General features: G+C 65.0%; 15 protein-coding genes. 11 read left to right on the top strand and 4 right to left on the bottom strand.

The window, feature by feature from the left end; genetic code table 11:
• Positions 1-225: 225 nt before the first annotated feature.
• Positions 226-831 carry a LysE family translocator gene (locus ACGTN6_RS11385; protein ID WP_394591652.1) on the bottom strand — a complete coding sequence of 202 codons (606 nt, stop codon included), beginning with the start codon at positions 829-831 and terminating at the stop codon, positions 226-228.
• Between the two features lie 157 nt (positions 832-988).
• On the opposite strand from ACGTN6_RS11385, the gene ACGTN6_RS11380 reads away from it, so the two are divergent.
• A complete protein-coding gene (locus tag ACGTN6_RS11380; protein WP_394591651.1) occupies positions 989-1,480 on the top strand; it encodes an Lrp/AsnC family transcriptional regulator in 492 nt (163 codons plus the stop codon).
• 134 nt (positions 1,481-1,614) lie between these two features.
• On the opposite strand, the gene ACGTN6_RS11375 is transcribed toward ACGTN6_RS11380, so the two are convergent.
• Complete coding sequence (locus tag ACGTN6_RS11375; RefSeq protein ID WP_394591650.1) at positions 1,615-2,568, bottom strand: LysR family transcriptional regulator; 954 nt, start codon at positions 2,566-2,568, stop codon at positions 1,615-1,617.
• A gap of 171 nt (positions 2,569-2,739) precedes the next feature.
• On the opposite strand from ACGTN6_RS11375, the gene ACGTN6_RS11370 reads away from it, so the two are divergent.
• The 4 genes from ACGTN6_RS11370 to ACGTN6_RS11355 all read left to right on the top strand — a co-directional run bounded on the left by ACGTN6_RS11370 (position 2,740) and on the right by ACGTN6_RS11355 (position 7,097).
• Positions 2,740-3,729, top strand: a complete 990-nt coding sequence (locus ACGTN6_RS11370) for a Bug family tripartite tricarboxylate transporter substrate binding protein (protein WP_394591649.1) — start codon at positions 2,740-2,742, stop codon at positions 3,727-3,729.
• 24 nt (positions 3,730-3,753) lie between these two features.
• Positions 3,754-4,188 (top strand): tripartite tricarboxylate transporter TctB family protein, encoded by a 435-nt coding sequence (locus tag ACGTN6_RS11365; RefSeq protein ID WP_394591648.1) that lies wholly within the window; start codon positions 3,754-3,756, stop codon positions 4,186-4,188.
• A 34-nt stretch (positions 4,189-4,222) separates the two neighbouring features.
• Positions 4,223-5,716, top strand: coding sequence for a tripartite tricarboxylate transporter permease (locus ACGTN6_RS11360; RefSeq protein WP_394591647.1), 1,494 nt, complete (start codon positions 4,223-4,225; stop codon positions 5,714-5,716).
• 169 nt (positions 5,717-5,885) lie between these two features.
• Positions 5,886-7,097: an aminotransferase class V-fold PLP-dependent enzyme gene (locus tag ACGTN6_RS11355; protein WP_394591646.1), complete on the top strand. Its 1,212-nt coding sequence runs from the start codon at positions 5,886-5,888 to the stop codon at positions 7,095-7,097.
• 41 nt (positions 7,098-7,138) lie between these two features.
• On the opposite strand, the gene ACGTN6_RS11350 is transcribed toward ACGTN6_RS11355, so the two are convergent.
• Positions 7,139-7,795: a 5'-methylthioadenosine/S-adenosylhomocysteine nucleosidase gene (locus tag ACGTN6_RS11350; RefSeq protein WP_394591645.1), complete on the bottom strand. Its 657-nt coding sequence runs from the start codon at positions 7,793-7,795 to the stop codon at positions 7,139-7,141.
• A gap of 170 nt (positions 7,796-7,965) precedes the next feature.
• Positions 7,966-8,862, bottom strand: a complete 897-nt coding sequence (locus tag ACGTN6_RS11345; RefSeq protein ID WP_394591643.1) for a LysR family transcriptional regulator — start codon at positions 8,860-8,862, stop codon at positions 7,966-7,968.
• A gap of 231 nt (positions 8,863-9,093) precedes the next feature.
• Here ACGTN6_RS11345 and ACGTN6_RS11340 point away from each other — a divergent pair, with 231 nt between their 5' ends.
• The 6 genes from ACGTN6_RS11340 to ACGTN6_RS11315 form a co-directional block, all read left to right on the top strand.
• Entirely contained in the window at positions 9,094-9,735 is a 642-nt protein-coding gene (locus ACGTN6_RS11340) for a glutathione S-transferase family protein (RefSeq protein ID WP_394591641.1), read from the top strand.
• A gap of 42 nt (positions 9,736-9,777) precedes the next feature.
• Positions 9,778-11,439 carry a pyridoxamine 5'-phosphate oxidase family protein gene (locus tag ACGTN6_RS11335; protein ID WP_394591639.1) on the top strand — a complete coding sequence of 554 codons (1,662 nt, stop codon included), beginning with the start codon at positions 9,778-9,780 and terminating at the stop codon, positions 11,437-11,439.
• Positions 11,440-11,596: 157 nt separating this feature from the next.
• Positions 11,597-12,040 (top strand): GNAT family N-acetyltransferase, encoded by a 444-nt coding sequence (locus ACGTN6_RS11330; RefSeq protein ID WP_394591637.1) that lies wholly within the window; start codon positions 11,597-11,599, stop codon positions 12,038-12,040.
• Positions 12,041-12,236: 196 nt separating this feature from the next.
• Complete coding sequence (locus ACGTN6_RS11325; protein WP_394591635.1) at positions 12,237-12,581, top strand: DUF427 domain-containing protein; 345 nt, start codon at positions 12,237-12,239, stop codon at positions 12,579-12,581.
• Between the two features lie 349 nt (positions 12,582-12,930).
• The gene (locus ACGTN6_RS11320; protein ID WP_394591634.1) at positions 12,931-13,788 is read left to right on the top strand and encodes a tyrosine-type recombinase/integrase; all 858 of its coding nucleotides are present in this window, start codon (positions 12,931-12,933) and stop codon (positions 13,786-13,788) included.
• On the top strand, positions 13,781-14,011 hold a 231-nt coding region (locus tag ACGTN6_RS11315), incomplete at its 3' end, for a transposase zinc-binding domain-containing protein (RefSeq protein WP_394591633.1). The genes ACGTN6_RS11320 and ACGTN6_RS11315, both read left to right, overlap by 8 nt.

Below are 14,011 nucleotides of genomic sequence, written 5' to 3'. Positions count from 1 at the left end.
GCTTGAGAGTCACGGGTGCGGGAGTTCTACATCGACGTGGATCGCCTTGTCAGGTCGCTCTTGGGCTCAGTTCACTGGCTGGGGATACTGATGTCCGATGGCGAGCCGTCGCTGGCGCCTCGACCGAGCCGCCTATGGTCCAAGTCATTCTTTGGTGCTGGTTTTGGGAGAGGGCCGCCGGGACGCAACGTTGGCGTCTTGGCGCAGGACATGGCCGCCGGCCCCTCAGGCGGCCAGGCGCAGGGCGAAGGCGATCATTAGCGAGCCGAAGGTCCAACGCTGCAGCCGCGTCCGCAGGGGGCTGCCGGCGAACCAGCGCTGCAGCGCGGCCCCCAAGGTGGCGTAGCCGGCATCGAACAGCAGGCCGATGCCCACCAGCAGACCGCCCAGCAGGGTGAACTGCAGCAGCACGGGCCCCTCCCCAGGAGACACGAACTGGGGCAGCAGCACCGAGCAGAACAGCAGCGACTTGGGATTGAGCAGGTTCGTCAGCAGGCCACGGCGCCAGGCGCGGCGGTGACCGTCGTCGAACATCCCCACTTTGGCCGCGTCGATGTTCGCCGTGGCGTTGGGCGAACGGAGCAGTTGCAGGCCGATCCAGGCCAGGTAGGCGCCCCCCACATAGCGCACCACATCGAAGGTCCAGGGCACGGTGGCGAAGAGCGTGGCCAGCCCCAAGGCCGCCAGGGCCACGTGCAGGCCGCGCGCCACGGCAAGGCCGGCCGCGGTGGCCAGCGCCCGGGTGTGACCCTGCTGGCTGCCGGTTTGCAGCACCAAGAGCATGTCGGGCCCGGGCAGCAGGTAGACCGCCGCTAGGCCCCCGATGAACATCCACAGCTCCATAGCCTCGCCTCCCGCCGTCGTGACACTTCTGCCTGGAACGCTGCCAGTCTAGCCCCGGAGGCGCCGGCAGGTCCTTGCGAAGTCGGTCCGGAAAATGGATAAAGTTGGCATAAGATGCCAATGAGTAAGAGAGGGATGAAGATTAATGCCAATGGATCGGCTGGATACAATCGACCGGCGCATCCTGGCGGCGCTGCAGCGCGACGCCCGGTTGAGCAACGTGCAGCTGGCCGAGGAGGTGAACCTTTCGCCCTCTCCTTGCCTGCGACGGGTACGCCAGCTGGAGGCGGCGGGGCTAATCCGCGGCTATCACGCCGAGCTGGACCGTGGCGGGGTGGGCCTCGGCCTCACCGTCTTCGTCGGCATCAAGGTGGAGCGCCACCACGAGGCCGAGGCCAACGCCTTCCGCGAGGCGGTCGTGGCGTTGCCGGAGGTGGTCTCCGCCCACCTGGTGTCGGGGGAGTCGGACTTCCTGCTGCAGGTAGTGGTGGCGGACCTGGCGGACTACGAGCGTTTCCTGACCGGGACCCTGCTGCGCCTGCCGGGTGTCAGTGACATCCGCAGCAACTTCGCCATCCAGACCGTCAAGGAGTATGGCCCACTGCCGCTCACACGGCCCGAGGGCGAGGGTCGGTAGCCGCTGCCCGTCGGTCGACGTTCCTGAGCTCCGCCTTGCCGTCCGAGATCCCGCGCAGCACGACGAGTGGTAGGTCAGCGTGCAGGCGCGCGGGCAGGCGTAGCTCTCCATGTCCACCATGTCGGCGGCGAGGGCTACATGCCCTCGGAAGAATGCGATTCGCTACGCGATAGACTGTGTTCGGAGAAGAAAAAGGGGCTGGTGAAGTCGGCGGCACTGGCCAGCCGAAGGGCGAGCTCCTCGAACAACGAGATGCGAACTCCCCCGTGGTATAGCGCGTAATAGCCGATCGTGGGTAGAGGGGGAGAGGTCTCGAGGATCTCCAGTCCTTGCTCGTGGGCGAAGCGTTGCACGCAAAGCTTCGGGAAAACGCTGATGCCACGCCCTGCTGCCACCAGGCCAACGAGTGCCAGCAGATTATCGGCCGTGAGGTTGGAAGCGGTCATTCCCTGATGCGATAGCCAGCGATTGATGTCGTGCGCGAACCCGGATCGCTTGCCTTGACTGATCAGGGGGTATTGTTCGAGTGCTCTGAAAGAAATGGGGCTTGGATCTCCCACCAGGCCTTCTCTGGCCATGAACGCCATCTCCACTTCTTCCAGCAGCTGGGCCTCTACTCCCGGCTGAGCGAAGGCCTCGGGAACCTGCGGTATCACTACCAAATCCAGCTCACCGTCCTGGAACTGCTGATACAGCGTACGGCTCATGTCGATGGTGATGTCTAACCGAATGTCGGGCCGTTCAGTGGTGTAATCCCGAAGAAAGCCAGGAAGCCACGTGAGGGCGGCCAGTTCGGTGAAGCCGATCCGCACGCGATGCAGCGTGCGATCGGGTTTCTCATTGAGCTCCAGAATCTGTTTCGCCCCGTCGAGCGTTGCATAGGCAAGTTCCAGCAGCCGTTCACCCTCTTCGGTGAGTCGTGCACTGCGGCGTGAGCGGTCGAACAGCGGCAGTCCGGTGGCCTGCTCCAGTTCGGAGATGCGCTTGGAGACGGTGGACTGCGTTGCGTTGAGGCGCTGGGAGGCACGCTCGAACGTGCCGAGTTCGACCACCTGGACGAACGTCTCGAGTTGCTTGAGTGTCAGCATCGCACGGCCAAAAGATGAATTTATCGAATGTTATAATATGAAATATATTCGCTTTTTTGAAAGAGTGAAATAAGGTTATCTACTCGACGAGTGCTTGCAGCGCCAGGCGAGAGGATTCCTCCAAGCGGCCTGCCTTGGTGACTCAATACAACAGCAACAAGGAGTAAGGTCATGAAGGCCCAACCCATTTCTATGCGCAAGATGATGCTAGGTGCGATGGCTACGCTGCTGACGAGTGGCCTGAGCACGGCAACGCTGGCGGCTGACTACCCCACCAAGCCGATTCAGATGATCGTCTCCTTTGGTGCCGGGGGCAGCACCGACACCATGGCGCGGATTTTCGCCAAGTATGCGGAAGAAGAACTCGGGCAGCGGGTGGTCGTGGTCAACAGGCCGGGTGCCGGCGGTGAGCTGGGCTGGGTACATCTTGCCAATGCCGAGCCGGACGGATACACCATTGGGTTGATCAACTCACCGGTAGTAGAGGTATATCCCTTTACCCGCGAGGAGACCGTCGGCTATTCCCTGGACGAGATTCGGCCGCTGGCCAATGTGGTGACCGATCCGGGGGTGCTGGCGGTCGCTGCCGACAGTCCCTATCAATCGTTGGACGACCTCGTCACCGCGGTGCAGGAAGATCCTGAATCGGTGGTGATCTCCCACGAAGGTGTCGGCGGGGATGACCATCTCGCGGCACTCAACTTTGCCGAAGAGGCCGGCATCGACCTAAGTTTCGTCTCCTATAACGGCAACGCCGAGGCGACCGCTTCGCTGTTGGGCGGCCACATCAGCGCCTTCGAGGGCAACATGTCGGAAGCGGCGGCCCAGATCCAGGAAGGCAAGGTGCGTGGCCTGGCGGTATGGTCCGATGAGCGGGTCGAGGCCATTTCCGACGTTCCCACCGGGAAGGAGCAGGGTTACGACGTCCAGGCCGCCGCGTCGCGAGGCTTTGCCGTTCCGGCAGACGTCCCTCAACAGGTATATGACACGCTCCTGGATGTGACTCGCGAGGTCGTCGAGAACCCAGCGTTTCGTGCCGAAATGGCCAAACTCAACATGCCGGTCAATCCCATCTACGGGGAGGAATACGTCGAGTTCATCCATGACAGCCATGATCGGCTGAAGGCGCTCTGGGAAAAAGATCCCTGGATCGAACAGTGATTGGAAGCGCGGAGAGGTAATTCCATGACCCTCGACACTATCAACCGTTGCGTGGCCGTGCTGGTGGGAGCGCTCTGTGCGGCTGCGGTGGTCACTGGTCTGGCCATGCGAGGCGACGCGGGGATTTTCCCCGTGATCGCCGGCACGCTGGGGTTGCTGGCCTGCGCAGGGATCGCGCTCGGTAGCCTGCGCGATCGTGCCCCCGATGAGTCGCCTGCGGCGTTACCTTGGCCGCGATTCCTCTTCTGGTGCCTGTGTGTGCTGGGGATGCTGGGTCTGATGGTCACCGTCGGCACCTTCGTGGCATTGCCCCTGTTCCTGCTGGCCAGTCTGCGCTGGCTGGGGCGCTTGCGATGGCCGGCGGCCCTGGTCATTGCCTTGGCGTTCTCGGCCCTGATCTACGTGGTCTTCGTGTATCTGTTGTCCGTGCCTCTGCCCACGAACCGGCTGATGGGCTAGCAACAGCCTGCGATCTCACTCGAGAGTTTCCCCGATGGATGTATTACTGACTGCCTTCGGCAACGTGCTGACGCCGATGGCCTTGCTGACGCTGTTCCTCGGCACTCTGGCCGGCATGACGATCGGCTCGTTGCCGGGGCTCTCTTCGACGATGGGGGTCGCACTGTGCATCCCCATCACCTTCAACATGCCGCCGGATCTCGCCCTGATCCTGCTCGGCGCCGTCTACGTCAGTTCAGTCTATGGCGGCTCGGTGACGGCGATTCTGTTGCGTACGCCGGGCACGGACGCTTCCATTGCCACCGCGCTCGACGGCTATCCGTTGGCCAAGGCCGGGCGAGGCGGCGAGGCACTGGGCATGGCGACCCTGGCATCGCTGTTCGGGGGGCTGTTCAGCGTCGTGGTGCTGATGGCCATCGCGCCGCCCTTATCGACGGTGGCGTTGGCCTTTGGTCCTCAGGAATATACCGTGCTGGCGATCTTCGGGCTGGTCACCATCGTGGGCGTGGCATCGGATCGCCCGCTCAAGGGTGTGCTGTCGGCCGGAGTAGGGTTGGTGATGGCCTGCGTGGGCCTGGATGCCTTTACCGGTGTACAACGCTTCACCTTTGGCCAGGGCGAACTGTTCGAGGGCGTGCCGTTGCTGCCGGTACTGATAGGGCTGTTCTCGGTCTCCCAGGCCTTCAATCTTTGCGTGCCTGAGGGGGGCGGTGTGCTGGCCGAGAAGGGCCAGCCGCTCAAGGGGCGCGGCCTGCCTCTCTGGCGGGATATCCGGCGCTGCTCGAGAACCCTGCTGCGCTCTTCTGTCATCGGTTCGGTGGTGGGGATTCTCCCCGGAGCCGGCACCAGCATCGCCTCCTTCATCTCCTATAACGAGGCGCGTCGACACTCCCCGGCCCCCGACGGCTTCGGCAAGGGCGAGCTGGAAGGCGTCGCGGCATCGGAGTCGGCCAACAATGCCGTCACCGGGGGCACGCTGATACCCACCCTGACGTTGGGTATACCCGGCAATGCGGTCACGGCGGTATTCGTCGGCGGCTTGACCATCCACGGCATGATTCCGGGCCCTAGCCTGTTCACCGATCACGCCGACACGACTTACACCCTGATTCTTTCGCTGTTACTGGCCAATCTGCTGTTTGCCGCGCTTGGCCTGTGGCTGTGCCGATATCTGGTGGTGGTGACCAGGGTCCCAGGTGCGGTGCTGGGGCCGATGATTCTGGTCTTCAGCATAATCGGCACCTACGCGCTGCGTAATGAGATCTTCGATGTCTGGCTAGCCGTCGCCTTCGGCGTGGCGGGATTTTTCATGGAGCGCTGGCGTTACCCTGCCGCGCCCCTGGTGATTGCCTTGATCCTGGGGCCCATCCTCGAGGTCAACTTCCGTCGCTCGATGCAGATCTCCCACTGGGACCTGAGCACGTTCTTTACCCGCCCCCTGTCACTGACGCTGTGTTTGCTGGTGGTGCTGGCATTGGCGTATCCGCTCTGGAACCAGTGGCGCCGCCGGCGCAGCGCCGCTCACTGACCGTTTTCCCATCGTGCTTGCAATACGACCCGGGCATTCGTCTGCCCGGGCGACGGAGATATTACCCATGACAACGACTTCGGCCCCCATCATGTCCATTCCAAAGAACATCCCTGCGGAAGAGATTCTTCTCCCTGACGCGCTGCTGAATCAGGTGCGAAATGCTTTCATGCACGTCGAAGCCTGCCCCTTTACGGGCAAGCGGGTTTTCTTCGAGAACGCCGGCGGGTCGTTGACGCTCAAGTCGGTCGTCGAGCGCAGCGCCGAGGTGGCCGGCATTCCCGATAACGAACATCGCGACAATCTCGCCTCCAAGGCAGTGTCGAAGATCGTGGCGGACGGGCGCAGCGACCTGGCCAGCTTCATGGGCGCCAGCAGTGGTGTCATTCTGGGCGGTGAAACGGGCACCGAATGCCTGTTCCGCGTCATCCGTGCGGCGGCACTTGCCGTCGAGGCGGGTGGCAGCATCGTGGCCAGCTCGTTGGAGCATCCCGCCACGTATGATGCGACGGCCCACTGGGCGCGCCGTACCGGCCGCGACTGGATCGAGGTTCCCTTCGACCCGGAGACCGGGCGGGTGACAGCATCGCACTATGCGGACTGCGTGCGTCCGGATACCCGCATCGCGACCATACTGCATACCAGCCCGGTGACGGGCATGAGCATGGACGTTGCCGACATCGCGCAGGCCATCCGTGCAATCGCGCCTGAGTGCATGATCGTTGTCGACGGCATCCAGCATGCGCCGCATGGCTTCCTGAGCGTCGATGACTACGATGTCGATGCCTACGTCATCTCGCCCTACAAGGCGTATTGCCGTTTCAACAACGGCTATGCCTGGCTGTCCGATCGCCTGAGCGTGATCGATCACGAGCGGTTGTCCGGCAAGCCCGCGGATGCCTGGGAGCTGGGTAGCCGCGACCCCTCGGCCTTGGCGGGCGTCAGCGAGATGGTCGACTACCTCGTCTGGCTTGGCAGCAGCTTCACCGAGGCGCCTACGCGCAGAGACCGCCTGGTTGCCGCTGGCCAGGCGATGCGCGCTCACGAACGCGCCCTGGTGCATCGGTTGCTGGAAGGTGGAGACGGCCTGCCGGGGCTGGCCGGTTATCCCGGCGTGCATCTCATCGGTCCGGGTGACTCTCCCTACCGCGAAGGGGTGGTATCGTTTGCCGTCGACGACCTCGATGCCAAGCATGTCGTCGCCGAGCTCGGGGCGCGCGGCATACGCGTCCACGCACGAAGTGACGACGTCTTCTCGGGCAACATTCTGCGCCCGCTGGGGCTCAAGGCGGTTACTCGCATCTCCCTGGCGCACTACAACAGCGTGGAGGAAGTCGACGCTTGCCTGGCGGCCTTGGCTGAGGTGTTACCGCGGGGCTGAGGCATCGAGATGCCGCGACCCGAGCGTGGAAAGGTGGCGCCTCAGCGCGGCAACAAGCTTTCGCCGATGGCTTCGCCCAGCCTATCCACCGCGGCGGCCAGCTTCTCGTCGATGACGTGGAGATACTCGGTCCAGTCGTCGACGTGGTTGAGCTCCGCCTTGCCGTCCGAGATCCCGCGCAGCACGACGAGTGGTATGTCGAAGCGCGTGCAGGCGCGCAGGCAGGCGTAGCTCTCCATGTCCACCATGTCGGCGGCGATGGCGGCATAGGCCGCGCCCGAGACGATGTTGGCGCCGGTCGATAGCGTCGCCTCGGCAATCCCGGGAATGCGCAGTGGCAGGGGCAGGATGGCCGGCAGGTCGAGAAAGGGGGTGACGCCCTTCTCGAAGCCGAGCGGCGAGGCGTCCATGTCGCGGTAGGCGACAGACGTCGCCTGATAGACCTCGGTCTGCTCCAGCGTCCGGCTGCCCGCCGAGCCCAGCGACACCACCAGGTCCGGTCGCCGCCCGCGAGCCTCCAGTTCGGCCAGCGCCGCGGTGAGCTCCACCGCCGCCTCCACCGGCCCCACGCCGGTCATGAAGGGCGTGAAACGCGCCTTCAGATGCGGGCCGTATTCGGCGTCCGCCGCCATCACGAAGAGCACGCAGCGGCCGCCGAGCTCCGTCAGCGGCGCCAGTGTGCGTGGTGTCTGGTTCATTCCGAGCGTCTCCCTTGGCCCATGATGTCCACCATCATGGCGGGCGGGGGCGTTGGCGCCAAGGTTTCAAGGATGTGCAGGCAACGCCTCTAGGGCTCGTCTAATGGCTCATATCGCCGCCGCCATGGTAGACCCGCTTGCCTATGCGCTGACGGCTGGCCCCCAGGCCATTACCGCAGTATCTCGATGCGACGCAGCTGCGGCGCCGCGAAGTCGATGAAGGCCCTCACCTTGGCCGCCGCCCGTCGCCCCTCCACGTGCACGAGGTGGATCGGAAGCGGGGCGGGTTCGTGAGCCTCCAGCACCGTCTCGAGCTCGTCGGACGCGAGGTCGGGGCCGACCTGATAGGACAGCACCCGGCAAAGCCCCCAGCCCCGCTTGGCGATGCCGATGGCCGCCGCCACGCTGCTCACCGAGAGCTGGGGATTCACCCTGGCCGTCTCGGCGCCATCCGCGCCGAAGCGCCACTCTCGCGACGGCGCGGCCGTGGCCAGCGAGACGACGCGATGCGAGGCGAGATCGCTCGGCCGCTGCGGGCGCCCCCAGGCGGCGAAATAGTCCGGTGAGCCGCAGATCACGCGCCGGACCTGCCCGATGCGCACCGCGGTGAGCTCGGAGGAGGGCAGGTGGCCGATGCGCACGGCGAGATCGAAGCCTTCCTCGACCAGATTGACGATGCGGTCGAGCATCAGCACCTCGGCGCGCACCTGGGGATGGCGGTCCAGGAAATCGGTGATCAGCGGCGTGACATAGATGCGCCCGAATTCCTGGGGGCAGGTGATGCGCAGCTGCCCGACCGGCGTGTTGGCGGCCCCCGAGGCGGCGTCGTCGGCCGCCTGTAGCTGGGCGAGAATGTCGCGCACTTCCGCGAGGTACGATCGGCCGACGTCGGTCAGCCGTACGCGCCGGGTCGAACGGGTGAACAGCCGCGCGCCGAGCGCGGCCTCCAGCGTGTTGATGGCGCGGGTGGCCGAGGGCGCGCTGAGCCCGGTGGCGCGGGCGCCCTGGGCAAAGCTCTCCGCCTCGGCCACGGCGACGAACACTTTCAGGGCCTGTAGACGATCCATGGGCGCTCGATGATGTCGGGGAAACGCAGCGTTTCGGGGTTTAGATAGTTTTAGTATTAAAAATAGTGCCTTTCATTCTAGGCATATTCTTTCATGAATTTCCGGTGAGTAAAGTGGGCGCCACGCACTCGCCGCATCGCTGGCGCCCGCCCTTCATGGCGGAGGCAGGGCGCTCGCGGTTCGGTGCTGAGGTCCCGCGGGACCCGTCTCGTCACTGGAAGGAGCCCTGTCATGATGCACGCCAATGCCCTCAACGACGCCCCTGTGAAGCTCTATCGCAACCCCAAGTCGGGCCATTGCCACCGTGTCGAGCTGATGCTCGCGCTGCTGGAGGTGCCCTACGAGAACCTCGAACTCGACATGGCCAACGGCGCCCACCGCGAGCCCGGCTATCTGGCGATCAGCCCGCTGGGGCAGGTGCCGGCGATCGATGACAACGGCATCACCCTGGCGGACTCCAACGCCATCATCACCTACCTGGTCGAGCGCTACGGCGAGCCCGCCACCTGGATCGGCACCGATCCGCTCGAGAAGGCGCGGGTGCAGCGCTGGCTCTCCATCGCCGCCGGTGAGATCGCCGCCGGCCCCTGCGCTGCACGCCTGGTCACCGTGTTCGATGCGCCGCTCGATCACGAGGCCGCCAAGGCCAAGGCGCACGAGCTGCTGGCGATGATCGACACCCACCTCGACGGCCGCGAATGGCTGGCGGCCGACAGGCCGACGCTGGCCGACATTGCGGGTTACAGCTACATCGCCCACGCCCCCGAGGGCGGCGTGAGTCTCGCGCCCTACCCGAACATTCGCGTCTGGCTCGCGCGCATCGAGGCGCTGCCTCGCTTCATCGGCATGGCGCGCTCGCCGTCACTCGCCTGAGCCGAGGCGTGCCGAGCCCACGACATTCGAGAGGGAGCCGACATGACATCCGATACGAGGTCTCGTCACGACACGCCTTTCCATGCGGGAGAGCTCGAGGCCCAGCGGCGCGCCGGCGTGGAACACATCGCCCGCTCGGCCGGCAGCTTCATTCGCGACCGCATGCCCGAGCAGCACCGGGAGTTCTTCAGCGCCTTGCCCTTCATGGTCGTCGCCGCCGGCGATGCACAGGGGCGCCCGTGGGTGACGATGCTGGAAGGGGAGGACGGCTTCATCGCCTCGCCCGACCCGCGCACGCTGACGATCGCCGCCGCGCTCGCCGAACACGATCCGCTGGCCGAGGCCATCGGCGCCGGCACCGAGATCGGCATGCTCGGGATCGAACTGGCCACGCGGCGGCGCAACCGGGCCAACGGCAGGATGCGCCCCGCGGGCGATGCCCTCGTCGTCGAGGTGAGCCAGAGCTTCGGCAACTGCCCGCAATACATCCGCGAACGCGAATGGCGGCGGGTCGAGCCATCGCCCGCCGGCGCGCGGATATCGCACCGGCTCGAGGCGTCGCAGCGCGCGCGCATCGCCTCGGCCGACACCTTCTTCATCGGAACCGGTGTCAGTGCCGACGCGGATGCGGCTGCCGGTGGCGATAGCCCGGCCCACGGGTACGACGCATCGCATCGCGGCGGCGAGCCCGGCTTCGTCCGCGTGCTCGATGAGCGCACCCTGCAGATCCCGGACTACGCCGGCAACAACTTCTTCAACACCCTCGGCAACCTGCTCCGCGACCCGCGCGTGGGGCTGCTGTTCGTCGACTTCGAGACGGGCGGCATGCTGCAGCTCACCGGCCGCGCCAGGATCGACTGGGCGCCACGGGCCAGCCACGATCCCCACGCGCAGCGCCTGATCGAAGTGACGGTGGAGCGCGTCGTGGACCGCCCGGCGGCGCTGGCGCTGAGGTGGCATCGGCAAGACGAGGCGCCGCTGCGGCTCGAGGTCATCGACAAGGTGGCCGAAAGCGACCGCATCACCTCCTTCCACCTGGCCGATGTCTACGGCGGCAGGCTGCCGACCTTCGCGGCCGGCCAGCACCTGGCGGTCGAGCTGGCGATCCCGGATCTGCCGGGGCGGGTCGGGCGCAGCTACTCGCTCTCGGGCTCGCCTTATGCCGACAGCTACCGGCTCAGCATCAAGCGCGAGGAGAAGGGCGTTGCGTCGCGCTTTCTGCACGACCGGCTCGAGGTCGGCGACCGCATCTCGGCGCGCCCGCCCGCGGGGGCGTTCGTGGTGCCGCCGTCGCGGGAACCGCTGGTGCTGGTCAGCGCCGGCGTGGGCATCACGCCGATGCTCGCGATGCTGCACCGGCTCGTGGCCGAGAACGCCGACCGCCCCGTGTGGTTCGTGCACGGCACGCAGCATGGCCAAACGCATGCCTTCCGGGCCGAGGTCGAAGCACTGGTGGCCGCGTCCGACGCTATCGTGTGTCGCACCTACTACAGCGCGCCGCGTGCGGAGGACCAGGCCGGCGTCGACTATCAGGCCCAGGGGCGGATCACGGCCGGCGATCTCGTCGCCCTCGGGGCAGGGCCCGAGGCGCGCTATCTGCTGTGCGGCCCGGCGGGGTTTCTCGCCGAACTGAGCGCCGGCCTGGAGGCGGAGGGCATCGGCGCCGAGCGGATCGACTTCGAGACCTTCGGCCCGGCGGGCTGACGGCGCACACGCCGCTCACCGGTGCGTTCCTCATTTGACACCGGCAGGCGGTATGGCGTCTTTTATTCAGCGCGGTGGCCGATGCGACTTCGCACGGTCGCCTGCTGGGGCGGTCAGGCAATCAATGGCGGCACATGACGCTACAAGGGAGTGTTCGATGAACGTCGAGAGTGTAGGGAAACAAGACTATCGGGAGCTGCTGGACGTCTGGGAGGCATCGGTCAGGGAGACGCATGACTTCCTGCGCGAACAGGATCTCCTGGAGCTGAAGCCCCTTATCTACGAGCAGTATTTCGGCGCGGTAGACCTGACCTGTGTCAGGGGCGAAAGCGGTGACATCCTCGGCTTCTGCGGCGTGCACGACGGGAACATCGAGATGCTGTTCATCGCGCCGCAGGCGCGCGGCGAAGGCATCGGCTCCTTGCTGCTGGATGACGCGGTGACCGCCCAGGGCGCCACCAGGGTGGACGTCAACGAACAGAACCCACAGGCGCTGGGCTTCTACCAGCACAAGGGGTTTGCCGTCAGGGACCGTACACCGCTCGACGGGCTGGGCAAGCCCTACCCGCTGCTGCATATGGAGCTGGTGAGCACGCCGTGAAGCGCGGCTACCAGCCGAGCCTTGCGACACCGCCAGTTTCATCAGCGGCGCCAAGCGAACTGGCACGGTGGCTGCCCAGCTAACGTCCCCGTAAGACCGACCTGGATCAAAAGCCTAAGCAAAATTGTCACCAGGCGATGACATTCTGAGTCCCTCGTTCTAGGCTGAAAGATCAGCCAACCAGCAAGGGACTGCCATGGCCGATCACACCACTGAGCCCCGCATTACCCTGCATCCGCATACCCGGCGGGTGCGCATCCTTGCTGGCGACACCCTGATCGCCGATTCCCGCAATGCCATTGAGCTGCAAGAGAAAGGCTATCCACACCGCCATTACATCCCGAAAGAGGATGTGGATATGGCGAAGCTTTCGATTTCCTCCACCGTCACCCACTGCCCGTTCAAGGGCGATAGCACTTATTACTCCCTGCCCGATATCGCCGATGTGGCCTGGAGCTATGAACGGCCGATCGATGACATGCAGGCGATTGCCGGGCGGCTGGCCTTTGATACGGACAAGGTGGCGGAGATTGTGGAATGACGCGCCACGAGTGGTCTATGACGGTTTTCGTTGGAGCGCAGCTTGCTGCGCGATGGGGCAGTGGCTTCTGGCTCGAGCCCGATGCCCAGGAAATAAAGCCGGCACGTTTATCGGTGTTATGTTGCCAAGCTATACTTAATATCTTCGTTTTTCATAAGGTTACATGCAATCTGTTGCGCTCGTTTATTGACTTGAACGCGCCGGCGCGTTCAAGTCAATAAACGAGCCGGCTATCTAATACCTGTTGAACTAAACCGCTTCGCGGTAGCTGTCGTCGAATCCTGTCCCTCGCCTCATCGAACCACACTGTTCGTTGACCCACGTGGGTCAACGAACAGGAGTGACGACGATGACTGCCTTGCGACAGACGATGATCGAGGCCATGCGTCAGCGTGGCTTCGCGCAACGCACCCATACTACCTACCTGATGGTGATCACGGACCTGGCGCGCTATTTCCACCGTCCGCCCGACACCTTGAGCAGCGATGACCTGCAACGCTTCTTCCATCATCTGGTCCAGGAGCGCGGCTTGTCCGCCGCCAGCTGCCGCGTCTACTTGCACGGCGTGCGGTTCCTCTACTTGCAGGTGTTGTACTGGCCATCGGTTGACGTCTCACCGGTGGTGCCGAAGACACCGCAGCGAATTCCAGAACTGCTGACCCGCGACGACGTCCGGCGGATCCTGGCCGCCTGCCACAACGCCAAGCATCGCATGATGCTCGAACTGTGCTACGGCTGCGGACTGCGCGTCAGCGAGGTCTGCCATCTGCGGGTCAGTGATATCGATAGCCAGCGTGGCCAGCTGCGTGTCGCCCAGGGCAAGGGGGCGAAGGATCGCATGGTCCTGCTATCGGCGACCCTGCTTGATCGCTTGCGCGATTACTGGCGGGCCTACCGGCCGGCGACCTGGCTATTCCCGAGCGCCCTGTTTCCGGATCGCGCGCTGCACCCGAGCGCGCCGCAGAAGGCCTTTACCCAGGCCAAGCGCCAGGCGGGGGTCGAGCGGGTCGGTGGCATCCACAGCCTGCGCCATGCCTATGCCACGCATGTCCTGGAACAGGGCATGCCTGTCCATCAGCTCCAACGGCTGCTGGGCCACCGCAGCATTCAGTCGACGATGCGTTACCTGCACTGGCTGCCGGGCCAGCAGGGAGCGAGTCAAGGGCCTATCGATCTGGTGGCCGGCCTGGAGATGGGCCATGACTGAGTCCGCCACCCTCCATCAGGCCCTGAGCCGCTTTCTCAACCCGGCCGGGCTCGATCGCCAGCGCCAACGCGTGTGCCGCCATCTGCTTGCCTGTCGCACCGAGGCGATGGGGGGGACGGTCTTGCAGTGCACGGCCTGCGACCACACTCAGCCGCATTACTTCGGCTGCCGCGATCGCCACTGCCCGCAGTGCCAGGGTCGCGCCATGCACCAGTGGGCCGAG

It is taken from the genome of Halomonas sp. B23F22_20, assembly GCF_043496985.1.
Lineage (GTDB): Bacteria > Pseudomonadota > Gammaproteobacteria > Pseudomonadales > Halomonadaceae > Halomonas.
This window is presented reverse-complemented; position numbering and strand designations above follow the sequence as displayed.